We start from the raw sequence: 23,617 nt of genomic DNA, 5'->3' as shown, positions 1-23,617 counted from the left end.
CACCGTCGGCGTTCAGAGTCGATATCGCTGGACGTGCTCGGTTCCGCAGCTCGGACACGCTCGTCGGTACTCGACGGTCGCCCCCGACGTGGCCGCCTCCCAAGATCCCGTTTCCTCGACGAATCCGCACTCCTCACAGGCGTGTGGACGTCCAGCGAGCCGCTCGCGCAGCCTGTCGAACGCCGACGTGCCGCCGTAGCTGGATGACATACGCTATCTATACTCAAAGATCATATTAAAACGTACCGGAGGTCCGAATATCGGAGTGTCACGGGCTCTCGAGCGGAACGATCGGTGAATAGCGACCGGAGCCGTCGCTCGATCGGGGGGAGGCGTGCCACAGAAACGTGAGGCGCCGACGCGACGCCGTCGCGGTCGGCTACGCGGCGAACAGCTCGTCGACCGCCTCGCCGGCGGTCTCCGCCGCCTCGCGGGCGACCGCGTCTGGGTCCGGATCGTCCGGTGCGTTCAGGTAGACATCGACGTCGAGAACGCCGTCCTCGAACGTGACCGTGACGTCGAGGTCCGTCACCGCGGACTGGTCGTAGTGGGCGAAAACGACGCCTTCGGCCGCCTCCGCAGCGGTCTGAACGACCTCCTCGTCGCTGGGGCCGTCAGCCGGGTCGTCGGAGGGGCCGTCAGTGGCGTCGTCGCCCGCCTCGTCGCTCATCGGTCTGGCTTACGCGCCGCCTGCGCCCGGGCCACCGGGGCCGGCCGGGGCGCCGCCCGCGCCGCCCTGCAGCATCTGCTGGAGCTCGGACTGCAGCTCGTCGAACTGCTCTTCGACGCGCTCCTCCTGTTTCTGGAGCTGCTCGGCGCGAACTTCCAGCGAGTCGACCTTGTTTTCGAGGTCGTCGTAGGCGGACTCGTAGTCCGTCTCCACGAGCACTTCGCCGATCTCGCGGTACATTCCGGCGTCCTCGTCGACGTCCTCTAAGGCCTTGAGCGCCGTCTTCGACTCGTTGAGCGCGGTCTGGGCCTGCTCCTTCTGCTCGGCGACCTGCTGTGCGGTCTCCTGAAGCTCCTGCAGTTCCTCGATCTTCTCTTGTGCCTCGGGCGGCATGTTCCCTTGCATGAACGATACGAGGCGACCCGAACAGAAAAACCCCCGACTTCTCTATCGATGACGGATACAGCAGAGAGAGCCCACTGAGAAGGAGGTATAGGGGGTTTGCGATGCGATCATGAGGGCCGATCACGAGGGCGTGAAGGGCAGTGGACGAGCTCGGCGAGTCCGCGGACGCCGACCGTCGACGAGGGCCTGAGTACCGCGTCAGCGTCCCGCGGTGACGCGCTCCGCCACCTCGACGAGCCGCGACCAGCTGTTGACGCCGGCGCGGAGCGCGACGAGGTCGTCGGCGACGACTCGGACGCAGACCGCGTCGCCGTCGCGGGAGACCGTCGCGGCGGACCGAGCGTCGTCGATCTCGCCGACTTCGGGAGCGAGGGCGTCGCCGACGAGCCGGGCGCGCCGCTGGGAGGGGTACCGAAACGAAAGCACGGTCTCGTGTGGGCGAGGTCCCGTCACGGTCGGGGAAACGCCTACTCGACGTCGACTTCTTTCATGCCGCCGCCGCGCTCTTTCAGGAGGACGCGGTGGCCGCAGTACGGGCAGCGCACGCCGCCGTACTCGTCGAGGGTGACGTCGCGCTTACAGCGGGAGCACTTGTAACTCATCGTCCTATTCCTCGTCGGCGAGCGCGGCGCGGATGGAACGGCGGACGGTGCGGCCGCCGGGCGTTTCGGGGCGGTACGCGCCGCCCGTGAACGTCTCTCCCGTTTCCTCGTTGACCCAGATGCCGGTGCCAACGCGCTTGACGTCGTCGCCGTCGACGGTCGCGTTGCGCATTTCCTCTTCGATGTCCTGGACCCGCTTGCGGGAGACCCGCCCGTAGCGTGCGCCGAATCGGCCCGCGCTACCGGTGCTTCGTGCCTTGTCCTCAGCCATAGTACATCCGTCTACCGCCAGCGTGGGTAAAAAGGCTACGAGTCGGGGGCGTCACCCTCGTCGAGTGACCACCCCGTTCGCGCCGATCTCGGAGCAAGTCTCGCGGTCGACCGCAACGCCTTTCACAACTCAGTAATATTACTAAGTTGTATGCACGGGTTCAACGGCTTCAGCGACGTGAGCGAGACCGACGTGACGAAGGCCATCGGGAACGAGTGGACCGACGGGTTCCTCGAGTTCACCGAGTCGGACGTGATCGTCCTCGGCGGCGGCCCCTCCGGGTTGATGGCCGCGAAGGAGCTGGCCGAGCGGGGCGTGAAGGTGATGATAGTCGAGAAGAACAACTACCTCGGCGGCGGGTTCTGGCTGGGCGGCTTCCTGATGAACACCGTTACGGTTCGAGACCCGGCCCAGGAGATCCTCGACGACCTCGACGTCGACTACGAGCCGGTGGAGGACGTCGACGGGCTCTACACGGCCGTCGGGCCTGAAGCGTGCTCGGGACTCATAAAGGCCGCCTGCGACGCCGGCGCGCGCGTCCAGAACATGACCGAGTTCACCGACCTCGTCGTTCGCGAGGACCACCGCGTCGGGGGGATCGTGATGAACTGGACCCCGGTCCACGCGCTCCCGAGAGAGATCACCTGCGTGGACCCGATCGCGGTGGAGTCCGACCTCGTGATCGACGCGACCGGTCACGACGCGGTCGCGATCAGCAAGCTCGACGAGCGGGGCGTCCTGTCGGCGCCCGGGATCGAGCACGCGAAGGAGCACAACACCGGGATGGACCAGACCGGCGACGACCAGTACGGCGCGCCCGGCCACGACTCGCCCGGCCACGACTCGATGTGGGTCGGCGAGAGCGAGGACGCGGTCGTCGAGCACACCGGCGTCGTCCACGACGGGCTGGTCGCCTCCGGGATGGCGGTCGCGACCGCCCACGGTCTCCCCCGGATGGGTCCGACGTTCGGCGCGATGCTCGTCTCCGGGAAGCGCGCCGCACAGGCCGCGCTGGACGAGCTCGAGGTGGACGCTCCCGACGTACTGCTCTCGACGGGCGGCGCGCCCGCCCCCGCGGACGACTGAGTCGGGAGAACCGTCGCCGATTCGCCGCCGGAGACGCGCTGCGACCCGCCGCCGACGCGCTTATTATCGCCGTCGTCGGAAGGTCGGGCATGTACTGGCGGGGGCACGTCGGTATCGCCCTCCTCGCGTACGCGCCGATCGCGGCGGTGGTCCGAGCCGCCGGCGAGCCCGAGTTGGCGGTCCTCGGCGCCGCCGTCGCCGTCGCGTTCGCGACGCTCCCCGACGCGGACCACTGGTTCCCGATCCCGCACCGGGGGCCCACCCACACCGTCGCGTTCGCGGTCGGCGTCGCCATCGCGGTCGCGACAACGACGGCGGCGGTGCTGACGGTCTTCGCAGGCGGCGTGACGGTCGACGGTCCGATGGCGGGCGGTGTGACCCCTCTCTTCCCCGTGATCCCGCTGTTCGTCGGCGGTGTCGCGTTCACCAGCGTCTGTTCGCACCTCGCTGGCGACGCGATCACTCCGATGGGGATCCGACCGCTCCGTCCGGTGTCCGAGGCGCACGTGACGCTGAATCTGACCCCAGCAAAGGATCCGTGGGCGAACCGGCTGTTCTTCGGGGTCGGCGTCGTCGCGCTCGCCCTCGCGCTCGGCGTTTCGACGGGGACGCCGGTCTGAGCCTCGACAGCGGTGTGCGCAGAACCCTCACGAACATTCACTCGTGGCCGACTCAACCGTGTCCCTTTTTGCACCCGTCCGCCGAATTCGGCGGTATGCGAAACGCTAAGATCGTCTGTACGATCGGTCCCGCGTCGGACGACCGGGACACGATCCACGACCTCGCGGCGGCGGGGATGTCCGTCGTCCGACTCAACGCCAGCCACGGGACGACGGCGCACCGCGAGAAAGTCATCGATCGGGCCCGCGCGGTCGACGAGGCAATCGAGGACCCCCTCGCGGTGATGGTCGACCTGAAGGGTCCGGAGGTCAGAACCGCCGAGATCGACGAACCGATCGCGATCGCCGAGGGCTCCGTGGTGACCTTCGTCGAGGGCGACGACGCCACGCCGGATCGCGTCGGCCTCACCCACTCGATCGCCGCGGCGGGACCGGGCGACACCGTGCTCCTCGACGACGGCCGGATCGAGTGTCGCGTCGAGCGCGTCGACGGCGAGTCGGTCGTCGCGAGCGTCGTGTCGGGCGGAACGCTCGGCTCGCGGAAGGGCGTGAACCTCCCGGGCGTCGCCATCGACGTCGACCTCATCACGCCGGAAGACGAGGCCGAACTCGACCTCGCCGCGCGGGCGAACGCCGACTTCGTCGCGGCCTCCTTCGTCCGCGACGGGGAGGACGTCTACCGGATCGCCGACGAGCTGGAGGCGCGCGGCGGCGAGGACATCCCGATCATCGCGAAGATCGAGCGCGCGGGCGCCGTCGAGAACCTCGACGAGATCGTCGACGCCGCCGACGGCGTGATGGTCGCGCGCGGCGACCTCGGCGTCGAGTGCCCGCTCGAAGACGTGCCCGTGATCCAGAAGCGGATCATCCGGAAGTGCGTCAACGCCGGCGTCCCCGTCATCACGGCGACGGAGATGCTCGACTCGATGGTCAGCTCCCGCCGCCCGACGCGCGCCGAGGCCTCCGACGTCGCCAACGCGGTTCTCGATGGAACCGACGCGGTGATGCTGTCAGGCGAGACCGCCATCGGCGAGGACCCCGTCAACGTGGTGGAGACGATGGACCGGATCGTCCGGCAGGTCGAGTCCAGCGACGAGTACGCGGAGACGCGCGAACAGCGCGTCCCGGCCGCGGCCGAGGGGTCGCGCACCGAAGCGCTCGCGCGGTCGGCTCGCTACCTCGCCCGCGACATCGGCGCGTCGACGGTCGTCGCGGTGTCCGAGTCCGGATACACAGCCCGCAAGACCGCGATGTTCCGGCCGGGCGTCCCCGTCGTCGCGACGACGCCGAGCGACCGGGTCCGCCGACAGCTCGCGCTCTCGTGGGGCGTACAGCCGGTGCTCACCGAGTACGCACACGACATGGAGACGATCCTCGACAACGCGGTCGACGCCGCGCTCGACACGGGCGGAGCGGCCTCGGGCGACACGCTCGTCGTGCTCTCCGGTATGTTAACCGAGTTCGAGGGGACGAACACGACGAACACGCTCAAGGTCCACGTGGCCGCCGAGACGCTCGTGACGGGGAAAGCGGTCGCCGCCGGACGCGTCGCCGCCCCGGTGCACCGCACCAGCGATGGGGACCTGAGCGAGATCCCGCTGGGGTCCGTCGTGGCGCTCGGACCGGGGTTCGAGGGCGAGTTCGACGGCGACCTCGACGCTATCGCCGGGATCATCGACGCTCGGGAGGGAATGACCGGCTACCCGGCGGTCGTCGCCCGCGAACTCGGCGTGCCGATGGTGTCGGGCGCGTCGCTCCCGGAACACGTGGCCGACGGCACCGTGGTGACCGTCGACGGCGAGCGAGGGATCGTGTACGACGGCGACGTGATCGCGGCGGCACAGCGCCGATAACGAGACCGGGCCGACGCTGCACCGTTTCGCCGACGACCTCCCGCCAGCCATTTACCGCCGAACCGCGTACCGTCGGGTATGAGCCGCGAGGACGACGCCGACGGCGACACGCGAAGCCGGGCGAACGAGACCCGGAGCGCCGACGGCGACGCCACCGACGAGAGCCAGTGGCGGTTCGCCGTCGACGACGTCGGTCCGGACGGCGTCGTCGAGGACACGCACACCCCCGAGGCCGAGCCGATCGAGCCCGGGTCGATCGACGCCGAACACGCCGTTTTCGTCGCGCTCGGTGTCGCGCTCACCGTCGGCGTGCTGCTGTTCGGGTTCTAGCCGTCGCCGTACGCCGTTCGGGTCCTGACACCGCCGCCCAACGCCCGGAATCGGGACTGCGACGCGGTCGCACGCACCACAACTTATCACCACGCGGCCGTACCTCCGGATATGGACGTGCTCCTGCAGTCCGGGCTGCTGGCTCCCGAGACGCTTCCCCTCCTGCTGTTGACGGCCGGGTTGCTGCTCTCGATGGCGGAGGCGCTGGCTCCGGGCGCGAACTTCATCGTCGTCGGTATCGCGCTGATCGGAGCGGGGCTCGGCGGCCTGCTGTTGGCGTCGCTCGGCGTCGCCGGCGCGGTGCTCACGGTGATCATGGCCGTGCTGACGCTCGTCTTCGGTGCGGCCGCCTTCTACGGCTACCACGAGTTCGACCTGTACGGCGGAAAGGGCCAACAACAGACGAGCGACAGCGGCTCGCTGAAGGGGAAGACCGGCACCGTCACCGAACAGGTAACGGCCGCGGGCGGAGAAGTGAAGCTCTCCGGCGGCGGCTTCAACCCGTACTACTCCGCGCGCTCGATCGAGGGGACGATCGAGGAGGGCGAGGAGGTGATGGTCGTCGACCCCGGCGGCGGCAACGTCGTCACCGTGGAGTCGATGGGGTACGTCGAAGACGACATCGACCGGGAGCTCGCGGCGGACCGTGCCCGGAAGGAGACACGGCGGACCGCGGAGGAGACGGACGCGGCAGCGGAGGCGGACGACGCGGAGAGCGGGACAGATGCGGATCTGGAGACCGAGACCGAACGCGAGTGAACGGTCGGCCGAGCCGAGGCGGTGAGCGGCCGACGGGGCCGAGCCGACGAGCGTCCCCTTCGGCGGGCACATTCGGGAGTTTTTAAGCCACCCGCGTACGCGAATCTGATATGATCCTGTCGGACGCGGACATCCTCGACCGCCTCGCGGAAGGGGACCTCGTGGTCGAACCGCTGGCAGACGTCGACCAGCAGGTCCAACCTGCGAGCGTCGACCTGCGGCTCGGCGAGCGCTTCTTGGAGTTCCAGCGCACGAACATCCCCTGTATCCACCCGACCGAGGCCGACGAGGTCGGCGAGTACGTCACGGAGACGCGGGTGCCGGAGGGCGAGGAGTTCATTCTCCACCCGGGCGACTTCGTGCTCGGGACGACGACGGAGCGCGTCGAGATCCCCGACGACCTCGTCGCCCACGTCGAGGGCCGCTCGTCGCTCGGCCGCCTCGCGATCGTCGTGCACGCGACTGCGGGGCTGTGTGACCCCGGCTACCACGGGCAGATCACGCTCGAACTCTCGAATCTCGGCACCGCGCCCGTCGCGCTCTCGCCGGGGATGCGCGTCTCGCAGCTCACCTTCACCGAGCTGAAATCGCCCGCCGACCGCCCGTACGGTGCGGAGCGGGGCTCGAAGTATCAGGACCAGGACGGCCCGCAGGCATCCCGGATCGGCTCCGATCCGGAGTTCGACGGCGACGCGGACGCCGATAGCGACGACGCGGACGCCGATAGCGACGACGCGGACGCCGACGGAGGGGCCGCGCCGTGAAGTTCATCGAGGAGGTCGTCGTCGACGAGTTTCTCCCCACCGTCCGCTCGATGCTCGCCGAGGACCTCCGCGAGCGGGGGTTCACTCAGCGAGAGGTCGCGGACGCGCTCGGGATCTCGCAGTCCGCGGTGTCGAAGTACGCCCACGGCGACGTGGCGCGCCACGAGCGGATCGTCGCCGATGAGCGCGTCCGCGACCTCGTCGAGCGCGTGGGCGAGGGGCTCGCCGCCGGAGACATGAGCCCGGTCGCGGCGCTCGTCGAGATCGAGGTGCTGATCCGCCGACTAGAGGAGGGCGATCTGCTCGCGGAGCTCCACGAGGAGGCGATGCCGGCGCTCGCCGAGACCGACGTGGAGTTCTCCGTCCACGACCCGGACAGCGGACTCCGCGAGCGCGAGCGCGTCCTCGGCTCTGTCCGGCGCGGCCTCCGGACCCTGACGAACGCCTCCGGGTTCGCCGCGCTCATCCCGAACGTCGGCGCCAACGTCGCCGAGTGCCTCGAAGACGCGCAGACGATCGACGACGTGGCCGCGGTGCCCGGCCGCCTCGTCGACGTGAAGGGCCGAGCGATGGTCCCCGGTGAGCCCGAGTTCGGCGTGAGCGAGCACGTCGCGACGGTGTTACTCGCCGCGCGCGAGGCGGGCGTGTCCGCCCGCGGCGCGGTGAACGTTCGGTACGCCCCCGAGACCGTCGAGGCGCTGGCGAAGTCGCATCCGATCGTGGAGTTCGACCCCGAGCGTCCGACCCGCGAAGCGGTCGCCGACGCGATCGCGGGCGCGGAGCGCTCGGGCGACCACGAGACCCTCGTCCTCTACCAGACGGGCGCGGTCGGCGTCGAGCCGATCGCCTACGTGCTCGCGCCGACCGCGGCGGACGCGGCGCGTGTCGTCCGCGGGCTGATCTGAGCGTCAGTCGGCTTCTTAGGCGTTGACACCCGTAACCTCGAACCGAGCGCCGCCGGTCGATCCCTCGGTCGCGGCGATCGACCAGCCGTGCGCCTCGACGATGTCCCGAACGATGGCGAGTCCGAGGCCGGTCCCGTCCGAGCGGGTCGTGAACCCCACGTCGAAAACGGCGTCGCGGTCCGCTTCGGGGATACCCGACCCGTCGTCCTCGACGTAGAACCCTCCCGGGAGCGGGCCGACGGTCACGCTCACCGGGCCGTCCGCGTGGTCGCGGGCGTTCCGGAACAGGTTGTCGAGAGCCTGTCGGAGCCGTTCGCGGTCCGCGGTCACCGTCACGTCGGCCGCGACGGCGACATCGGAGCGCTCGTCTCCCGCCGAATCGCGCACCTCGCCGACCAGAGCCGCGAGCGACAGCTCCCGCGGTTCCGTCACCGTGTCGCCCTGCTGAGACAGCCGGAGGAGGTCTTCGAGGAAGTCGTTCATTCGGGCGGCCGTGTCCTGTATCACGTCGAGGTGTTCCGGATCGCCGGTCTGTCGGGCGAGATCGGCGTAGCCGTCGATGACCGAAATCGGGTTTCGGAGGTCGTGCGAGACGACCGACGCGAACGCGTCCAGCCGCTCGTTCTGCCGTTCGAGCTCCCGCCGCTGCGTCTCCAGTTCCGTCACGTCCCGCATGAGGACCACCCAGCCGTAGCGGGTTCCGCCCCGGTCGATCGGCGACCGGTTCAGCTGGATGAACCGCTCCGTCCCGTCCGCTGCGGACGTCACGAGCACCGACCCGTCTCGGTCGGAGCCCTCGATCCGCTCCGAGCGGTCGTCTCCCCCGGGGCTGCCGTCTCGTTTCGATCGATCGGACCGGGTGAGCCGGTCGTACTCGGGAACGTGCGTCGCGAGGCCCGCGCCGAGCACGTCGTCTCGGTCGCCGAGGAGCGACTCGGCCGCGGGGTTCACGTCGACGACGGAGCCGTCGCGGTCGAGGACCACGACGCCGTCGCCGATCTGCGTCAGCACGACCCGGGAAGCGATCGGCGTCAGGTCCAACAGCCGGTAGCGGAACACCGCGATCCCGAACAGCACCGTCGAGAAGACGAGCGAGACCGGCGTGAGGTTGACGGCCGAGCTCGGGCCGAGCGGACCGACGGACAGGACGCGACTCACGTTCAACGCGAGCGGGACGATCGCCCCGGCGATCATCAGCCCCGCCTGTCGGCGGACCCGCGGACCGGCGCGAAGCGACTCGGTGAGAATGAGCCCCACGCCGACCGCAATGAGGAGGTACGAGTACGCGAGGTGGAGCTGGTAGAGCGGCCCGTTCCCGGTGACCAGAAGGGTTATCGAGCCCTGCGTGACGAGCGAGGCGTCGGTCAGCGCCAGCGAGTACGGGTTCGTCGGGAGGGTGGTGAGCAGCGCCACCGGAATCGCGACCATCGCCGCGACGGTCGAACGGGTGAGGAGATCGGCGCGGCCGGCGTAGCTCAGCGCGAACGCGAGCCACGCCGGTCCGACGAACACCGCCCCGACGTGTAACAGCTTGTACGCGGCGAGTTTCGATCCGAGCGTCGGCGCCGCCAGCTGGACGGCGTACATCCCGGCCCAGATCGAACCGGTGACACACAGCGCGACGAACGCGAGAACCGTCGGAGTTCGGTCTCCGCCCCTGACGGATCGGATTCCGTACAGCCCCCACGCGAGCGCGGTCAGCGACGTGAAGAACAGCACGAGTACGTACGGGGTCGTCTGCCAGTCCATTCCTGTCCGATCGAACGGAGGGTAGTTCGATATTTAAAACGGCCGCCCGAGATCGCAGCGGGTGATAACGGCGACCCCGACGGCCCCGAACCGGCGGGCTTTAGGCCCGATCGACCGACACACGACATACACACCACATGAGCCACGAGGACTTCCCCACGGACGACCCGGCGGTGGTGACCTGTGGACTGCCGTACGCCAACGGCGACCTCCACATCGGACACCTCCGGACCTACGTCGGCGGCGACGTGTACAGCCGCGCCCTCGAACGACTCGGCCAGGAGACGGCGTTCGTCTCCGGCTCCGACATGCACGGGACCCCCGTCGCGGTCAACGCCGAGCAAGAGGGCGTCTCGCCGGAGGCGTTCGCGCTCGACTGGCACGAGCAGTACGCCGAGACGTTCCCGAAGTTCAACGTCGAGTTCGACAACTACGGCCACACCCACGACGAGACGAACACCGCTGTCACCCAAGATCTCGTCCGCGACCTGGAGGACGCGGGCCACGTCTACGAGAAGGAGATCATGGTCGCGTACGACCCGGTCGACGACCAGTACCTCCCCGACCGATACGTGGAGGGGACCTGCCCGTACTGCGGCGCACACGCCCGTGGGGACGAGTGCGACGAGGGGTGCCAGCGCCACCTCGAACCCGGCGAGGTCGAGGATCCCGAGTCGACGATCACGGGTAACCCCGCCGAGTACCGCGAACGCACCCACAAGTTCTTCGAGGTCTCCGAGTTCTCGGAGTACCTCTCCGACTTCCTCGACCGGCTCGAAGGCACCTCCAACGCCCGGAACCAGCCCCGCGAGTGGATCGAGCAGGGGCTTCAGGACTGGTGTATCACCCGCGACATGGACTGGGGGATCGATTATCCCGGAGACAATCCCCAGGACCTCGTCTTATACGTCTGGGTCGACGCCCCGATCGAGTACATCTCGTCGACGAAGCAGTACTCCGAGCGAGTCGGCGCGGAGACCTTCGACTGGGAGGCGGCGTGGAAGGCCGGTGCGGAGGGCACGACCGAGGAGCACCCCGACGGCGGGGAGATAGTCCACGTGATCGGCCGCGACATCATCCAGCACCACACGATCTTCTGGCCCGCGATGTTGGCGGCGACGGGACACACGGAGCCGCGCGCCGTGATGGCGAGCGGCTTCGTCACCCTCGGCGGGAAGGGGTTTTCCACGAGCCGCGACCGCGCCGTCTGGGCCGACGAGTACCTCGACGAGGGGTTCCATCCCGACCCGCTGCGATACTACCTCGCGACCAACGGCGGGTTCCAGCAGGACGTCGACTTCTCGTGGGAGAAGTTCCGCGACCGCGTGAACACCGAGCTGGTGGGGACCGTCGGCAACTTCCTCTATCGCTCGCTCCTCTTCGCGCACCGCAACTACGACACCGCGCCGATCGCCGACGCGACGAGCGACGAGGTCGCGGCGCGGATCGACGAGGCGGTCGCCGACGTCGAGGCCGCCGTCAACGACTACTCGGTCCGGGCGCTCGGCGACGCGGTCACCGACCTCGCACGATACGGCAACGAGTACATCCAGCGGAGCGAGCCGTGGAACCTCGTCGACGACGACCCCGACGAGGCGGCACAGGTCATTCACGACTGCGTCGCGATCGCGAAGGCGATCGCGGTCCTCTTCGAGCCGATCGCGCCGGAGAAGTGCGAGCGGCTGTGGGACCAGCTCGGCGAGGACGGCTCCGTCCACGACGCGACCGTCGAGGCCGCTCGTGAGGAGCCCGCCGGCGACCTCGCGGAGCCGACGGAGCTGTTCGAGAAGATCGAGGACGACCGCGTCGAGGCGCTGAACGAGAAACTGGAGGCGCGCGTCTCCGAGGCCGAGGCGGACAGCGAGGGAGACGAGAGTGAGAGCGGATCGAACGATGACACTGACGACGACACCACCGATACCGATATGACCGACATCGAACCGCTCAGCGACGACCGAATCAGCTTCGACCAGTTCCAAGAACTCGACATCCGGGTCGGCCGGATCGGGGAGGCCGAGGGGATCGAGGGCGCGGACGACCTGCTGAAGCTCAGCGTCGACCTCGGCGCGGAGACCCGGACGATCGTGGCCGGGCTCAAGCAGCTTCACGACGTCGACGACCTCCCCGGCACGAAGGTGGTCGTGCTCGCGAACATGGAGAAGGCGGAGCTGTTCGGCGTCGAGTCGAACGGTATGGTACTGGCCGCGGGCGAGGAGGCCGACCTCCTCACGACCTACGAGGACGCCGGACCGGGCACGAGAGTCCGGTAAGCGTTCGTAAGCGTTCGCCTCGCGACCGTCCGCGAACTATCTCTCCATCCGTTTTTGAATATCGGCTTTTTTCAGAGAGCGTCACGACGTAGGTCGTATGGCCTCCTCCCTCGTTGGTTCGAGGCACAGCCCTTCCAGAGACAGATCGTCGTCGCCGCGCTCGTACTCGACCCGCTCGGATTCGCCTCCGACCTGCTCGCGCCGGAGTTCGGCGTCGAGCCGACACTCGGCGGTGTCTACGGACTCGTCGCCGCGAGCCTACCGCTCTCGCTGCTCGTGATGCGGGAGGCGAACGCGCAATAGCGGCACTGAGTGAGCGACAGTACCGCACAGCAGCGGTCGGGCGCACCGTCGGCCGAGTCTCTCGATCACGCGTCGAGCACTTCGATCAAGGTCCCGTCGGGGTCCCTGAGGAACAGCACCGTCGTCCCGCTCGCGGTCGTCTGCGGCGGGCTCAGCGTCTCGACATCGTCTGCGAGATCGATATAAAAGTCCTCCACGTCGTCGACGGAGAGTCCGAGGTGAGTCGCGCCCGGTCGGTTCAGTTCCGCTTCCGGCATCGGCTCGCCCTCCGGCTCGTACGCCACGAGTTCGACGATCGCGTCGCCCGCGTCGAGGTGCGCGAACTCGGCGGCTGCGTCGTCGACGGCGACCGCCTCGGAGAACGCCTCGCCAGCGACCGAGAACTCGGCGACGACATCGAGGTCGAACGTTTCAGTATAAAAGTCGACGGCGCGGTCGAGGTCGGAGACGGTGACGCCGACGTGGTGTGCGGTGAGATCGGACATAGGATGTCTCTCGACCAGCGTCGGAAAAACGCTGTCGACGGCGCGGTGCAGTCGGCAGCGACGGCGCGGTGCAGTCGGCAGCGACGGCGCGGTGCAGTCGGCAGCGTAGTGTGACCGACGGTGCGATGCGGCCGATAGCAACGCCGACCGGACGACCGAAACGCCCATCCAGCGCCCGCACAACGCACACGCATGCACGTCGTCGTCAACGCCGCCCAGAGCGTCGACGGGAAGCTCGCGACCCGCCACCGCGAACAGCTCCGAATCTCCGGCTCGGAGGACTTCGACCGCGTCGACCGCGTCAGGGCCGCCGCCGACGCGGTGTTGGTGGGCGTGGGCACCGTGCTCGCGGACGACCCGCACCTCACGCTCGATGAGGAGGACCGGCGCGTGCAGCGGCTTCGAAGCGGGAGGCCCGGCCATCCCGCGCGGGTCGTGGTCGACTCGACGGGACGAACGCCGACCGACGCTCGGATCCTCGACGACGCGGCGACGACGTACCTGCTCGTCTCCGAGGCGGCTTCCCCCGGCCGCCGCGAGAAGCTGCGCGCGGCCGGTGCGGAAGTGATCGTCGCCGGTGACCAGCGCGTCGACCTGACGGCCGGAGTTTCGGAACTCGCCGACAGCGGTATCGACCGGCTGATGGTCGAGGGGGGTGGAGAGATCATCTACTCGTGTTTCGCGGCGGGGCTCGTGGATGAACTGCACCTGTACGTGGGCTCGATGGTGATCGGCGGCCGCGACGCGCCGACCCTCGCCGACGGTGAGGGGTTCGTCGACGCGTTTCCGCGGCTCGAGCTCGCCGGAACCGAGCGGCTCGACGACGGGATCGTGCTGTCGTACGATGTCGTCGAGGGGGCGGACCGAGAGAGCGAGGGCGACGAGTAGGGTGAGACGGGCACAGACGCGGCGACGACGACGCAGGCGGCGACGGAGCGGGGGACGTTTCAGGGCTTATTCATAAGTGACACAGAGTGTGTGACTGTTCGACACGGATCGCCGGGTATACGGCCCGTGCTACCGGGTTACACCCGAATCACCGAAGTATTTATATGTCGGCCTGTGGTAGAATCAGGTACCAGAACGCCTCCGGCACTGGTGGAATCGCACGCTGAAATGAACGGGAGATCTTGTAAACGGCCCCACACACGACGGCGAGCGCTTGCCACATCCGGAGCGGTGATGGAGAGATAAAAAATGGTAACGAAAGACGAAGTCATCGAACAGTACGATATCGAGGCAATGGACGAGGCGGACAACGTGGACCTTTCTGAGGACGACCTTGACAACGGGTCGAAAGGACAGCTCATCAAGCGAGCCGGGCAGCTGCGAGACCGGCGGAACGAGCTGAACCAGATGGCCTCCGAGCGCGCGTCGAAGCGCGACGACCTCAACGCGAAGACGCGCGAGAAGGTCGACGAGGCCCAGGAGCACCGCGAGAACCGCGACGAGCTCAACGAGCAGGTCCAAGAGCACAAAGAGAGCCGTAACGAGCTCAACGCCGAGGCCAACGAGCTGTTCGACGAGGTCGAGGATCTCAAACAGGACATGGAGCTCGGCTCCGGCAAGTCCATCGAAGAGCTCAAAGAGGAGATCGAAGACCTGGAGTTCCGCCAGCAGACGGAGGTCCTCGATGCCGAGGACGAGCGCGAGCTCATCGAGAAGATCGACGACAAACGCGAGAAACTCGCCGACAAGAAGGAGAAGGTCGACGACACGAGCGAGCTCGACGATCTCGTCGAAGAGGCCGAAGAAGTTCGCTCCGAGGCCTCCCAGCACCACCAGAAGGTGACGGAACTCGCCGACAAGGCCCAGGAACACCACAACCAGATGATCGAGGCCTACCGCGAGGCCGACGACATCCGCGACGAGGCCGACGAGATGCACGAGCTGTTCGTCGAGGCCCAGGAGGCCGCCGACCAGCACCACGAGGACTTCGTGCGCGTCCAGAAGCGCCTCCGCGAGCTCGACAAGGAAGAGGAGCGCGAGCGCAAGGACGAGCGCGCCGAGAAGCGCGAAGAGGAGAAGGAAGAGGCCGAGGAGATCTACCAGAAGTTCAAGGAGGGCGAGACGCTCGACACCGAGGACCTGATGAAGCTGCAGAAGACCGGCCTGCTGTAAGCGCGGTTCTCGACTCCCTCGGTTTTGCGGCGGTTTTTCCACGACGAGAGAGTGACACCGCGGTCGATAGCATATAAACCGCCACGTCCCTAATCGGTCGTATGGAACACGACGCGCGTCCGAACGGAAGAGCGCTTCTCGTCGCCGCCGCGGCGGGGGCAACCGCGATGGTCGCGGGCAAGCGGCTCGTCGCTCGCCTCACCCGTGGCCGGTTCGGCGACGACGAGGCGTACAACGTCGCGAAGGTAACGGTCTCCGGACCGATCACCCGCAACGGGAGTCGACCCTCCCCGCTCTCCAGACCGGGCGGCCCCACTGCCGACGACATCGTCGAGCAGATCGAGGCGGCCGACGAGGACGACGACGTCGATGCGCTGCTCCTCGAACTCAACACGCCCGGCGGTGAGGTACTTCCGAGCGACGACATCCGACGCGCCGCGACCGACTTCGACGGCCCCACAGTCGCGTACGCGACCGATCTCTGTGCGTCCGGCGGCTACTGGATCGCGAGCGGCTGCGACGAGCTGTGGGCGCGCGACGCGAGCCTCGTCGGCTCCATCGGGGTCGTCGGCTCCCGGCCGAACGCGGCCGGGCTCGCCGATAAGTTGGGCATCTCCTACGAGCAGTTCACCGCCGGCGAGTACAAGGACGCTGGCGTTCCGCTCCGCGAGATCGAAGACGACGAGCGCGAGTACCTCCAAGGGATCATCGACGGCTACTACGAGCAGTTCGTCGAGACCGTCAGCGAGGGGCGCGACATGGATCCCGATGCGGTCCGCGAGACGGAGGCGCGCGTGTACCTCGGCACGGACGCCCTCGAAATCGGGCTGGTCGACGAGCTCGGGACCGAAGACGCCGTCGAGGAGCGACTGGAATCGCTGATCGGCGCCGAGCCCGAGGTCCGCGAGTTCACGCCCAAACGAGGGCTCATCGAGCGGCTCGGACTCGGTGCAGAGCGGACCGCGTTCGCCGCCGGGAGCGGCGTCGCGAGCGCCTTCGCGGACGACGGCGGCGATCTGGACGTCGAGCTGCGGTAGGCAACTCGAACCGCGGACGGAGCCGATCGAACGACCGCGATCCGACGGGGAGCTTTTTATTCGGGCGGCTAGTGAGTCGAGATGTGACGACGCTGGTCATCTGTATCGATCGCTCGGGCGCGATCGGACGAGCCACGAACGTCCCGATGCCGGTCGCCGGCTGGGAAGCGGTCCGGTCGCTCGTCACCGACGTCGGGCTCAGCGACCCGGAAGACGCCAGCGTCAACTGTCTGCTCGAATCGCTGCGGGTCGCTCGCGACCTGCGCGACGAGCGCGAGGAGTCGGTCGTCGCGGTCGTCTCCGCCGAGAGCGACACCGCCGTCGGCGCCGACCGGTCGATCGCGGCGCAGCTCGACGACCTCGTGGACCGGTACGACCCCCGCGCCGCGATCGTCGTCGTCGACTCCGCGGAGGACGAACAGGTCCTCCCCATCGTGGAATCGCGGATACCGGTCGACTCCGTCGACCGCGTCGTCGTCCGTCAAGCCCGCGACATCGAGTCGACGTACTACCTGCTCAAGCAGTTCCTCGCCGACGAGCAGCTCCGCTCGACGATCCTCGTCCCCTTCGGCGTCGCGCTCCTGCTCCTCCCGGCGCTGTTCTACTGGTTCTCCGCCGGCACCGCGGTCGCGGGCGTCGCCGGGCTGCTCGGGGCCGCACTCCTGTATAAAGGGCTCGCGATCGACCGGTTCGTCGCGGGGATGCCGGAGCGAGTCCGCGAGGCGCTGTACGCCGGACAGGTCTCGATCGTGACGTACGTGGTCGCTGGCGGTCTCGCTCTCGTCGGCGGGTTCTTCGGCGTGCTGTCGGCCTCCGAGCTCGGCGCCAACGCGCCGCGACTGGTTGAGGCGATGGAGTTCACCTACGCAGCGGTTCCGTGGTTCGCGGTCGCCGGTGTCACCGCCGCCGTCGGCCGGCTGCTCGACGAACTGATCCGCGACGAGGGGATCCGAACGCAGTATCTCAACCTTCCGTTCGTCATCGTCGCCGTCGCGCTCGTCGTCCGCGGGTTCGCCGGGTACTTCCTCGCGCAGGAGGCGGTCCTCGACCCGTTCGAGGTGATGGGGCTCGTCGTGAGCCCCGGCGAGCGGCTCGCGGCGTTCATCGTCGGCGGTATCGTCGTCTCGCTCATCGGCGTCAAGCTCGCCAGTGACGTGGGGACGGAGACGTTAGAGGAGGTCATCGACGCGGACCGCGAGACGGAACGAAACTGATTCCGCTCTGTCGCGACCGCTCCCCTTTTGTCGGTCGCGGCCGCGTCGAGTCGCATGGACGTGTACGGACTGATCGGGAACCCGGTCGGCCACTCGCTGTCGCCGCCGATGCACGAAGCGGCCTACGAGACGCTCGGCATCGACGCGCGCTACGTGACGTTCGAGCCGGACACTGACGCCCCCGCTGCGGCGATCGACGGGGCTACCGCGTTGGGCGTGGCCGGGCTCAACGTCACTATCCCCTTCAAGCAAGCTGTCCTCGACGCGGTCGACGCGGATCCCGTCGCCGAGCGGATCGGCGCGGTCAACACGGTCGATTTCGCTCCGGTTCGTGCGGGCGAGGCCGACCGCCCGCGCGGGTACAACACCGACGCGGCCGGCGTGAAACGCGCCTTCTCTCATCACGACGTCGCGCTCGGTGGTGCCGAGGCGGTCGTGGTCGGCGCCGGCGGGGCGGGACGGGCGGCCGCCTTCGCGCTAGCCGACGCAGGCGCGGCTGTTCACGTGGCGAACCGGACCGCCGAGCGTGCCGTCTCGCTCGCGGCGGACGTACCGGGGGCGACCGGCGGCGGTCTCGACGACCTGGGCGAGCGGATCGGCGAGGCAGACGTGCTCGTGAACGCGACCAGCGTCGGGATGGAGGACCCGGACGCGACGCCGGTGCCTGCGGAGCGCCTGCACGGTGACCTCGCCGTGCTCGACGCGGTCTACACCCCGATCGAGACGCGGCTCCTACGGGAGGCGGCCGACGCGGGCGCGACGGCGATTGACGGGGCGTGGATGCTGCTGTTTCAGGGGGTCGAAGCGTTCGAGATATGGACCGGGCGGAAGGCACCGGTCGAGGCGATGAACGCGGCGCTACGGGCGGAACTGGAATGAGATAGCGCGAGTCGAAACCGGAGGATCCGTCGGCGAATGCGATGGCCGAGCTACAACAGCGTCGGGCTCGCAAGCAGCCCGGCGGTGAGAATCAGAACGACGGAGAGTCCCGCAGCACCGTAGAAGAACGGTTTCGCGTCGTGAGCGGGCTCGCGCAGCGTTCCGGTGTCGAGCCCGGCGGTGAGCTTTCCGCCGGCGACTTCGACGAGGCCCATGATCACGAACCAGAGTGCGAGCATCGTCAAGACGAGGTGACCGCGGGCGGTGCCGATAAGCGATTCGAACGTGTATAGCGTCCCCGCCATGTGTCCGCCGGAGACGACGAAGGCGAGCGCGGCGATGCGGGTGATCCACCGGAGCCGCCCGATTATCGTTTCTAAGGGGTCGCTGCCGATGTCGCCGCGGAGCGCGGCGGGAAGCACGGCGAGCGATACGAACAGCACGCTACCGGTCCAGAGGATCGCGAAGCCGACGTGGAGCGACCACACGATCGGGTTAATGACATCCATACAGATCGGATGGCGCGACGCACCTTATAAGCCGACGGGACGGCGTTGCCGGGACCATAATCGATTGTGCCAGCGATATGACGACTGTTTTTAAATATCTCGCACGTTTACCGGTCGTTAATGGCTCTGTTGCAGAAGATCAAAGAGGCGCTCGGGTTCGGTAGCGGCAGCGAGTCCGAGTCCGATCCCGGGGAAACAACGGTGACCGTGGAACACAAGTCAAACACCGATTCCGAGGAGGTGAGCACCGGTGCCGCCGAGACGGACGCTGGTGCCGCCGAGGCGGACGCTGGTGCCGCCGAGGCGGACGTCAGTATCGACGAGACGGACACGAGCACCGCAGAGGCCGTCGAACCGGAGACTGCGGAGGAATTGGTTGAAGACGCCGAGAAAGAGGAGACCGAGGACGAAGACGAGGACCTCGCAGGCGACAATATCGACGACGGCGCGGTCGAAGAGGTCAACGACGACGCGGACGAGGAAACTGTTGGTTCGGAGACGACCGTAGCGGCCGAAGACGAGGTGGACAATGACGCTGACGACGAGACGGAAGCCCACAAAGCCGACGAGGGCGCGACCGATACCGAGGGTGCAACCGATATCGAGCGCGACGACAGCGAAACCGAGGGCGACGACGGCGAAGCCGAGGGCACTCCCGTCGATCAGATAAAGGGTATCGGGCCCGCGTACGCCGAGCGGCTCGCGGAGATCGACATCCACAGCGTCGAGGATCTCGCCGCGGCCGACGCGGCGACGGTCGCGGAGGGGACGAGCGTCGGCGAGAGCCGCGCCGCGACGTGGATCGATCGCGCGAACGAGTTCTAACACGTTACTCTCGGGTCTCTGGCGCGTCAATCTCGCGTTTCTGACGCGTCCGTCCGACCGCAACTGTTTCGTCGCCCCCGCCGAACCCTGACTCATGCAGCGATCGGTACACACGGACCGGGATCGGTTCCGCGAGGCCGCCGCCGCGGCACCCGCCGACGCCCGCGTCCCGGTCGAGTTCCGGGTCGCCGTCGACGACCCGTTCGCCGCCTACAGGCGAGCCCGCGACGGCCCGGGCGGCTTCTTTTATGAAACGACCGGCGGCCAACCTGGTTGGGGGTACTTCGGCGTCGACCCGGTCGAGCGAGTTACGGCGTCCGATGAAGCGATCGTCGCCGAAGGCGACACGAGCGGAGACGACCCGCGATCGGAAACGCCGACGGGCGACTACCGGCGCCCGAGCCCGACGCTTTCGGCGCTGGAAGGCGTGATCGACGGCGAGTCCCTCGCGCGCGGCGACTGCGACGTCCCCTACCCCTGCGGGGCGTTCGGGTGGCTCTCCTACGACGTCGCCCGCGAGTTGGAGTCGTTCCCCCCGGCGCCGCCCGAGGGGCCCGGCGCGGTCGACGACCGCGGCCTCCCCCGACTTCAGATCGGCGTCTTCGACCGCGTCGCGGCGTGGGAGTGCCCGATCGAGGGCGACGAGCCGGTGACCCTCCGCGTGACCGCTTGCCCGCGGGTGCCAGCGGGGCTTGACGACCCGACCGCCGACCGCGACGCTCTCGACGGTCTGTTCGACGAGGGAGTCGCCCGAGCCGAGGACCTCGTCGACCGGATCGAGACGGGCGATCCGGGAGTCGGTCCGGCGCCCGACCCGACCGCGTCGGCGGCCACCTTCGAGAGCGATGTCGGGAGAGAGGGGTACGCCGAGGCCGTGCGGCGCGTCAAGGCGTACGTCCGCGACGGCGACACGTTCCAGGCGAACGTCTCACAGCGGCTTCGCGCGCCGGCGGCGGTCCACCCGGTCGCGGTGTACGACGCCCTCCGAGCCGTGAACCCGGCGCCGTACTCGGGGCTGATCGAGTTCGCGCGCGGTGGAGCCGGGGCCGACCTCGTGAGCGCGAGCCCGGAGCTGCTCCTCGAACGAGTGCCGCCCGGGACCGCGACCGGCGACGGTGAGGAGTCCAACTCCGGCACCGACCCCGACCGCGGCGCGCGACTCTTCACCGAGCCGATCGCGGGGACGCGCCCGCGCGGAGGGACCCCGAAAGAGGACGCCGCGCTGGAGGCCGAGCTGACCGACGACGAGAAGGAGCGCGCCGAACACGCGATGTTGGTCGACCTCGAACGCAACGACCTCGGGAAGGTCTCGCGGTTCGGGACGGTCGACGTGACGGAGTACCGCCGCGTCGACCGGTACAGCGAGGTGATGCACCTCGTGAGCTGCGTCGAGGGCGAGGCGCGCCCGGACGTCGGACTCGCGGACGCCGTCGCGGCCTGTTTCCCCGGCGGGACGATCACCGGCGCGCCGAAGCCGCGGACGATGGAGATCATCGACGAGCTGGAAGCGACCCGGCGAGGACCGTACACCGGCTCGATGCTCGCGGCGGGGTTCGACGGCCGCGCGACGCTCAACATCGTCATCCGAACGCTCGTCAGGCAGGCGGCGGAGTACCACCTCCGGGTCGGCGCCGGAATCGTCCACGACTCCGAGCCCGACGCGGAGTACGAGGAGACGCTCGCGAAGGCGCGCGCGCTCGTGAGCGCGGTCGACGAGGCGCTCGCCGCCGGCGAGATGGCCGTCGAGGAGACGGGGGTGGCGGATGACTGAACGAGCCGCGGCGGCCAGCGCGAACGAGGCGGCCGACGCGGACGACGCAGACGACGCAGACGACGCGGCCGACGCGAGCTGGCGCCCTGGTGCCGGTGACTCTGACGCTCGGATCCTCGTCGTCGACAACTACGACTCGTTCACGTACAACCTGGTCCAGTACGTCGGCGAGGTCGCGGACGCGGTGACGGTCCGGCGGAACGACGCGGTCGATCTGGCCGAGATTCGGGCGCTCGACCCCGATGGTGTCATCGTCTCTCCCGGCCCGGGTACCCCCGCCGAGGCCGGGATTTCGACGGCCGTCTTCGACCTGAATCGCCCCGTCTTCGGCGTCTGTCTCGGCCATCAAGCGCTGTGTGCGAACCGCGGAGGCCGAGTGGGTCACGCTCCGGACGTGGTCCACGGGAAGCCGTCGACGATCACCCACGACGGCGCGGGCGTCTTTTCGGGGCTCCCCGACCGGCTCCGCGCCGGGCGCTATCACTCGCTGTGCGTCGAGCGGAACGACCTCCCGGACGAGTTAGTCGAGACGGCCCAGACCGAGGACGAGAGCGAGGTCGTGATGGGCGTTCGTCACCGCGAAAAGCCCCACGTCGGCGTGCAGTTCCACCCCGAGAGTATCCTCACTCCGCGCGGGAAGGCGATGGTACGGAACTTCGTGGAGCTGTGTGAGCGCCATGAGTGACGCGTCCGACTCCGGCGATCGGACCGCCGACGGCGACGGCGCGAACCCGGTCTACCACGTCGACGGTGAGCTCGTTCCCGCAGACGAGGCGGTCGTCTCCGTCGAGGACCGCGGGTTCGCGTACGGGGACGCGGCCTTCGAGACGGTGCGAGCGTACGGCGGCGACCCCTTCCGGTGGGCCGATCACGCCGAGCGGCTGGCGAACACGTGCGAGACGCTCGGGCTCGATCACGGCCTGTCGGACGCCGACCTGAAGCGGCGGATCGACGAGACGCTCGCCGCCAACGAGTTCGCGGACGCCTACGTGAAGTGCTCGATCACCCGCGGGGTACAGCCCGGCACGCTCGATCCACAGCCCGAGGTCGACCCGACCGTCGTCGTGATCGCGAAGCCCCTCCCCCGCGGCGGCGTCGGCTCCGAGCCGGTCCACGGCGGCCCGGCCGCGATCCAGACGACGAAGACGCGAAAGCCCTCCTCGCGAGCGCTCCCGGCCGACGCCAAGACGCACAACTACCTCAACGGGATCCTCGCGCGGCTGGAACTGCGCGTGACCGGCGCGGACGAAGCGCTGATGCTCGACCCCGACGGTAACGTCGCCGAGGGCGCCACCTCGAACCTCTTTTTCGTCGACGGCACCGCGCTGAAGACCCCGTCGCTCGACGGGCCGATCCTCCCCGGAATCACCCGCGAGACGGTGATCGAACTCGCGGAGGCGGAAGGGATCCCCGTCGAGGAAGGGACGTACCCGCCCGACGCGGTGCGCGAGGCCGACGAGGTCTTCCTCACGAACTCGACGTGGGAGATTCGGCCGGTTTCGCGAGTCGACGGGATCGAGATCGGTCGGGACGACGCCGCGGTCGACGGCGACGGCGAGGGGGTCGCGGGGGCGCTCACGACGCTCCTTTCCGAGCTGTTCGACCGCCGAATCGAGGAAGCGTACTACGACGGCGAGCGGCTGTAGAGCGCGATCTCGCTCGGGATACGTCGCGATTCCGATCAGGCGTACGTCGCGATCTCGATCAGGCTCCCGTCCGGATCGCGTATATAAACCGAGGCGAGCGTGCCGCGCGCGCCGGTGCGCTCGACGGGGCCGAGTTCGATCCGAAGCTCGGCGGCCTCGACCTCCGCGACGAGGGCCGCGGGGTCGGCGTCGGTGAGCAGGCAGAGGTCGCTGTCGCCCGGTTCGGCGGCGGACGCGCGCGGCTCGATCTCGTCGCCCGCCTCGTGGAGGTTGATCTTCTGGTCACCGAATCGGAGCGCGTGGCGAACCGGACCGTCGCCGCCCCCGCCGTAGGTGACGTGTTCGATTCCCGGAAGACGAGTATAAAAATCGACCGCGGCCTCGACGTCCGAGACGGTGACGACGACGTGATCGAGTCCCGTAATCGGCATACCGACACGATCTATCGGACAGTACTTAACAACGAGTTTGGCGGATTGCGACGGTACCTGATAACTCACCGACGGCGACCCGTCGGCCGTGGGGTGTCGACGACGGCGTGCG

The 23,617-nt window shown here is 68.6% G+C and carries 28 protein-coding genes; 18 read left to right on the top strand and 10 right to left on the bottom strand.

What is annotated here, in order from left to right:
- Window positions 1-12: 12 nt before the first annotated feature.
- The 6 genes from ACNSN4_RS03215 to ACNSN4_RS03190 all read right to left on the bottom strand — a co-directional run bounded on the left by ACNSN4_RS03215 (window position 13) and on the right by ACNSN4_RS03190 (window position 1,948).
- On the bottom strand, window positions 13-210 hold the full coding sequence (locus ACNSN4_RS03215) for an HVO_0649 family zinc finger protein (RefSeq protein ID WP_418284316.1): 198 nt from the start codon (window positions 208-210) through the stop codon (window positions 13-15).
- Between the two features lie 169 nt (window positions 211-379).
- Window positions 380-670: a DUF3194 domain-containing protein gene (locus ACNSN4_RS03210; protein ID WP_418284315.1), complete on the bottom strand. Its 291-nt coding sequence runs from the start codon at window positions 668-670 to the stop codon at window positions 380-382.
- Window positions 671-679: 9 nt separating this feature from the next.
- Window positions 680-1,063 (bottom strand): prefoldin subunit beta, encoded by a 384-nt coding sequence (locus ACNSN4_RS03205; protein ID WP_418284359.1) that lies wholly within the window; start codon window positions 1,061-1,063, stop codon window positions 680-682.
- A 210-nt stretch (window positions 1,064-1,273) separates the two neighbouring features.
- On the bottom strand, window positions 1,274-1,528 hold the full coding sequence (locus ACNSN4_RS03200) for a KEOPS complex subunit Pcc1 (protein WP_418284314.1): 255 nt from the start codon (window positions 1,526-1,528) through the stop codon (window positions 1,274-1,276).
- 14 nt (window positions 1,529-1,542) lie between these two features.
- Entirely contained in the window at window positions 1,543-1,677 is a 135-nt protein-coding gene (locus ACNSN4_RS03195) for a DNA-directed RNA polymerase subunit P (RefSeq protein ID WP_418284313.1), read from the bottom strand.
- Window positions 1,678-1,681: 4 nt separating this feature from the next.
- Window positions 1,682-1,948, bottom strand: a complete 267-nt coding sequence (locus tag ACNSN4_RS03190; RefSeq protein WP_006114269.1) for a 50S ribosomal protein L37ae — start codon at window positions 1,946-1,948, stop codon at window positions 1,682-1,684.
- 150 nt (window positions 1,949-2,098) lie between these two features.
- Here ACNSN4_RS03190 and ACNSN4_RS03185 point away from each other — a divergent pair, with 150 nt between their 5' ends.
- The 7 genes from ACNSN4_RS03185 to ACNSN4_RS03155 all read left to right on the top strand — a co-directional run bounded on the left by ACNSN4_RS03185 (window position 2,099) and on the right by ACNSN4_RS03155 (window position 8,265).
- Window positions 2,099-3,034, top strand: a complete 936-nt coding sequence (locus ACNSN4_RS03185; RefSeq protein WP_418284312.1) for a sulfide-dependent adenosine diphosphate thiazole synthase — start codon at window positions 2,099-2,101, stop codon at window positions 3,032-3,034.
- An 89-nt stretch (window positions 3,035-3,123) separates the two neighbouring features.
- The gene (locus tag ACNSN4_RS03180) at window positions 3,124-3,654 is read left to right on the top strand and encodes a metal-dependent hydrolase (RefSeq protein ID WP_418284311.1); all 531 of its coding nucleotides are present in this window, start codon (window positions 3,124-3,126) and stop codon (window positions 3,652-3,654) included.
- A gap of 95 nt (window positions 3,655-3,749) precedes the next feature.
- Window positions 3,750-5,507 carry a pyruvate kinase gene (gene pyk / locus ACNSN4_RS03175; RefSeq protein WP_418284310.1) on the top strand — a complete coding sequence of 586 codons (1,758 nt, stop codon included), beginning with the start codon at window positions 3,750-3,752 and terminating at the stop codon, window positions 5,505-5,507.
- A 78-nt stretch (window positions 5,508-5,585) separates the two neighbouring features.
- Entirely contained in the window at window positions 5,586-5,837 is a 252-nt protein-coding gene (locus ACNSN4_RS03170) for a DUF7312 domain-containing protein (RefSeq protein ID WP_418284309.1), read from the top strand.
- Window positions 5,838-5,948: 111 nt separating this feature from the next.
- Window positions 5,949-6,596: an NfeD family protein gene (locus tag ACNSN4_RS03165; RefSeq protein ID WP_418284308.1), complete on the top strand. Its 648-nt coding sequence runs from the start codon at window positions 5,949-5,951 to the stop codon at window positions 6,594-6,596.
- Window positions 6,597-6,706: 110 nt separating this feature from the next.
- A complete protein-coding gene (dcd, locus tag ACNSN4_RS03160) occupies window positions 6,707-7,360 on the top strand; it encodes a dCTP deaminase (RefSeq protein ID WP_418284307.1) in 654 nt (217 codons plus the stop codon).
- Complete coding sequence (locus tag ACNSN4_RS03155) at window positions 7,357-8,265, top strand: thiamine-phosphate synthase family protein (RefSeq protein ID WP_418284306.1); 909 nt, start codon at window positions 7,357-7,359, stop codon at window positions 8,263-8,265. The genes dcd and ACNSN4_RS03155 overlap by 4 nt, the downstream gene beginning before the upstream one ends.
- A 15-nt stretch (window positions 8,266-8,280) precedes the next feature.
- On the opposite strand, the gene ACNSN4_RS03150 is transcribed toward ACNSN4_RS03155, so the two are convergent.
- Entirely contained in the window at window positions 8,281-10,014 is a 1,734-nt protein-coding gene (locus tag ACNSN4_RS03150) for a histidine kinase N-terminal 7TM domain-containing protein (protein WP_418284305.1), read from the bottom strand.
- A gap of 137 nt (window positions 10,015-10,151) precedes the next feature.
- Here ACNSN4_RS03150 and metG point away from each other — a divergent pair, with 137 nt between their 5' ends.
- Window positions 10,152-12,284 (top strand): methionine--tRNA ligase, encoded by a 2,133-nt coding sequence (metG, locus tag ACNSN4_RS03145; RefSeq protein ID WP_418284304.1) that lies wholly within the window; start codon window positions 10,152-10,154, stop codon window positions 12,282-12,284.
- A gap of 54 nt (window positions 12,285-12,338) precedes the next feature.
- Window positions 12,339-12,587 carry a DUF8141 family membrane protein gene (locus ACNSN4_RS03140; RefSeq protein ID WP_418284303.1) on the top strand — a complete coding sequence of 83 codons (249 nt, stop codon included), beginning with the start codon at window positions 12,339-12,341 and terminating at the stop codon, window positions 12,585-12,587.
- Between the two features lie 65 nt (window positions 12,588-12,652).
- Here ACNSN4_RS03140 and ACNSN4_RS03135 read toward each other — a convergent pair whose 3' ends face one another.
- Window positions 12,653-13,072, bottom strand: a complete 420-nt coding sequence (locus tag ACNSN4_RS03135; RefSeq protein WP_418284302.1) for a VOC family protein — start codon at window positions 13,070-13,072, stop codon at window positions 12,653-12,655.
- A 192-nt stretch (window positions 13,073-13,264) separates the two neighbouring features.
- On the opposite strand from ACNSN4_RS03135, the gene ACNSN4_RS03130 reads away from it, so the two are divergent.
- The 5 genes from ACNSN4_RS03130 to ACNSN4_RS03110 all read left to right on the top strand — a co-directional run bounded on the left by ACNSN4_RS03130 (window position 13,265) and on the right by ACNSN4_RS03110 (window position 18,323).
- Window positions 13,265-13,960 carry a 2,5-diamino-6-(ribosylamino)-4(3H)-pyrimidinone 5'-phosphate reductase gene (locus tag ACNSN4_RS03130; protein ID WP_418284301.1) on the top strand — a complete coding sequence of 232 codons (696 nt, stop codon included), beginning with the start codon at window positions 13,265-13,267 and terminating at the stop codon, window positions 13,958-13,960.
- Window positions 13,961-14,269: 309 nt separating this feature from the next.
- Window positions 14,270-15,193, top strand: coding sequence for a coiled-coil protein (locus ACNSN4_RS03125; protein WP_418284300.1), 924 nt, complete (start codon window positions 14,270-14,272; stop codon window positions 15,191-15,193).
- A 101-nt stretch (window positions 15,194-15,294) separates the two neighbouring features.
- Window positions 15,295-16,230 (top strand): signal peptide peptidase SppA, encoded by a 936-nt coding sequence (sppA, locus tag ACNSN4_RS03120; protein WP_418284299.1) that lies wholly within the window; start codon window positions 15,295-15,297, stop codon window positions 16,228-16,230.
- Window positions 16,231-16,313: 83 nt separating this feature from the next.
- Entirely contained in the window at window positions 16,314-17,444 is a 1,131-nt protein-coding gene (locus ACNSN4_RS03115; protein ID WP_418284298.1) for a DUF373 family protein, read from the top strand.
- 54 nt (window positions 17,445-17,498) lie between these two features.
- The gene (locus tag ACNSN4_RS03110; protein WP_418284297.1) at window positions 17,499-18,323 is read left to right on the top strand and encodes a shikimate dehydrogenase; all 825 of its coding nucleotides are present in this window, start codon (window positions 17,499-17,501) and stop codon (window positions 18,321-18,323) included.
- 50 nt (window positions 18,324-18,373) lie between these two features.
- On the opposite strand, the gene ACNSN4_RS03105 is transcribed toward ACNSN4_RS03110, so the two are convergent.
- Window positions 18,374-18,832, bottom strand: coding sequence for a transporter (locus ACNSN4_RS03105; RefSeq protein WP_418284296.1), 459 nt, complete (start codon window positions 18,830-18,832; stop codon window positions 18,374-18,376).
- A 120-nt stretch (window positions 18,833-18,952) separates the two neighbouring features.
- Here ACNSN4_RS03105 and ACNSN4_RS03100 point away from each other — a divergent pair, with 120 nt between their 5' ends.
- From ACNSN4_RS03100 to ACNSN4_RS03085, 4 genes are all read left to right on the top strand, one after another.
- Window positions 18,953-19,657 carry a helix-hairpin-helix domain-containing protein gene (locus tag ACNSN4_RS03100; RefSeq protein ID WP_418284295.1) on the top strand — a complete coding sequence of 235 codons (705 nt, stop codon included), beginning with the start codon at window positions 18,953-18,955 and terminating at the stop codon, window positions 19,655-19,657.
- A gap of 94 nt (window positions 19,658-19,751) precedes the next feature.
- Window positions 19,752-21,428: an anthranilate synthase component I family protein gene (locus ACNSN4_RS03095; RefSeq protein WP_418284294.1), complete on the top strand. Its 1,677-nt coding sequence runs from the start codon at window positions 19,752-19,754 to the stop codon at window positions 21,426-21,428.
- The gene (locus ACNSN4_RS03090; RefSeq protein WP_418284293.1) at window positions 21,421-22,113 is read left to right on the top strand and encodes an anthranilate synthase component II; all 693 of its coding nucleotides are present in this window, start codon (window positions 21,421-21,423) and stop codon (window positions 22,111-22,113) included. Before ACNSN4_RS03095 ends, ACNSN4_RS03090 begins: the two co-directional genes overlap by 8 nt.
- Complete coding sequence (locus ACNSN4_RS03085) at window positions 22,106-23,074, top strand: aminotransferase class IV (RefSeq protein ID WP_418284292.1); 969 nt, start codon at window positions 22,106-22,108, stop codon at window positions 23,072-23,074. The genes ACNSN4_RS03090 and ACNSN4_RS03085 overlap by 8 nt, the downstream gene beginning before the upstream one ends.
- Window positions 23,075-23,109: 35 nt before the next feature.
- Here the strand turns inward: ACNSN4_RS03085 and ACNSN4_RS03080 are convergent, their stop codons facing one another.
- Window positions 23,110-23,505 carry a VOC family protein gene (locus ACNSN4_RS03080; protein WP_418284291.1) on the bottom strand — a complete coding sequence of 132 codons (396 nt, stop codon included), beginning with the start codon at window positions 23,503-23,505 and terminating at the stop codon, window positions 23,110-23,112.
- Window positions 23,506-23,617: the final 112 nt, after the last annotated feature.

This window comes from Halorubrum marinum (assembly GCF_048381195.1).
Lineage (GTDB): Archaea > Halobacteriota > Halobacteria > Halobacteriales > Haloferacaceae > Halorubrum.
This window is presented reverse-complemented; position numbering and strand designations above follow the sequence as displayed.

Bases quoted from the DNA above. Each gene is read 5' to 3' on its own strand.
- ACNSN4_RS03215 (WP_418284316.1), bottom strand. From the start codon at position 210: ATGTCATCCAGCTACGGCGGCACGTCGGCGTTCGACAGGCTGCGCGAG.
- ACNSN4_RS03080 (WP_418284291.1), bottom strand. From the start codon at position 23,505: ATGCCGATTACGGGACTCGATCACGTCGTCGTCACCGTCTCGGACGTC.
- ACNSN4_RS03125 (WP_418284300.1), top strand. From the start codon at position 14,270: ATGGTAACGAAAGACGAAGTCATCGAACAGTACGATATCGAGGCAATG.
- ACNSN4_RS03205 (WP_418284359.1), bottom strand. From the start codon at position 1,063: ATGCCGCCCGAGGCACAAGAGAAGATCGAGGAACTGCAGGAGCTTCAG.
- ACNSN4_RS03090 (WP_418284293.1), top strand. From the start codon at position 21,421: ATGACTGAACGAGCCGCGGCGGCCAGCGCGAACGAGGCGGCCGACGCG.
- ACNSN4_RS03085 (WP_418284292.1), top strand. From the start codon at position 22,106: ATGAGTGACGCGTCCGACTCCGGCGATCGGACCGCCGACGGCGACGGC.
- ACNSN4_RS03095 (WP_418284294.1), top strand. From the start codon at position 19,752: ATGCAGCGATCGGTACACACGGACCGGGATCGGTTCCGCGAGGCCGCC.
- sppA (WP_418284299.1), top strand. From the start codon at position 15,295: ATGGAACACGACGCGCGTCCGAACGGAAGAGCGCTTCTCGTCGCCGCC.
- ACNSN4_RS03185 (WP_418284312.1), top strand. From the start codon at position 2,099: ATGCACGGGTTCAACGGCTTCAGCGACGTGAGCGAGACCGACGTGACG.
- ACNSN4_RS03210 (WP_418284315.1), bottom strand. From the start codon at position 670: ATGAGCGACGAGGCGGGCGACGACGCCACTGACGGCCCCTCCGACGAC.
- ACNSN4_RS03105 (WP_418284296.1), bottom strand. From the start codon at position 18,832: ATGGATGTCATTAACCCGATCGTGTGGTCGCTCCACGTCGGCTTCGCG.
- dcd (WP_418284307.1), top strand. From the start codon at position 6,707: ATGATCCTGTCGGACGCGGACATCCTCGACCGCCTCGCGGAAGGGGAC.
- ACNSN4_RS03135 (WP_418284302.1), bottom strand. From the start codon at position 13,072: ATGTCCGATCTCACCGCACACCACGTCGGCGTCACCGTCTCCGACCTC.
- ACNSN4_RS03170 (WP_418284309.1), top strand. From the start codon at position 5,586: ATGAGCCGCGAGGACGACGCCGACGGCGACACGCGAAGCCGGGCGAAC.
- ACNSN4_RS03180 (WP_418284311.1), top strand. From the start codon at position 3,124: ATGTACTGGCGGGGGCACGTCGGTATCGCCCTCCTCGCGTACGCGCCG.
- metG (WP_418284304.1), top strand. From the start codon at position 10,152: ATGAGCCACGAGGACTTCCCCACGGACGACCCGGCGGTGGTGACCTGT.
- ACNSN4_RS03190 (WP_006114269.1), bottom strand. From the start codon at position 1,948: ATGGCTGAGGACAAGGCACGAAGCACCGGTAGCGCGGGCCGATTCGGC.
- ACNSN4_RS03130 (WP_418284301.1), top strand. From the start codon at position 13,265: ATGCACGTCGTCGTCAACGCCGCCCAGAGCGTCGACGGGAAGCTCGCG.
- ACNSN4_RS03110 (WP_418284297.1), top strand. From the start codon at position 17,499: ATGGACGTGTACGGACTGATCGGGAACCCGGTCGGCCACTCGCTGTCG.
- pyk (WP_418284310.1), top strand. From the start codon at position 3,750: ATGCGAAACGCTAAGATCGTCTGTACGATCGGTCCCGCGTCGGACGAC.
- ACNSN4_RS03100 (WP_418284295.1), top strand. From the start codon at position 18,953: ATGGCTCTGTTGCAGAAGATCAAAGAGGCGCTCGGGTTCGGTAGCGGC.
- ACNSN4_RS03150 (WP_418284305.1), bottom strand. From the start codon at position 10,014: ATGGACTGGCAGACGACCCCGTACGTACTCGTGCTGTTCTTCACGTCG.
- ACNSN4_RS03165 (WP_418284308.1), top strand. From the start codon at position 5,949: ATGGACGTGCTCCTGCAGTCCGGGCTGCTGGCTCCCGAGACGCTTCCC.
- ACNSN4_RS03195 (WP_418284313.1), bottom strand. From the start codon at position 1,677: ATGAGTTACAAGTGCTCCCGCTGTAAGCGCGACGTCACCCTCGACGAG.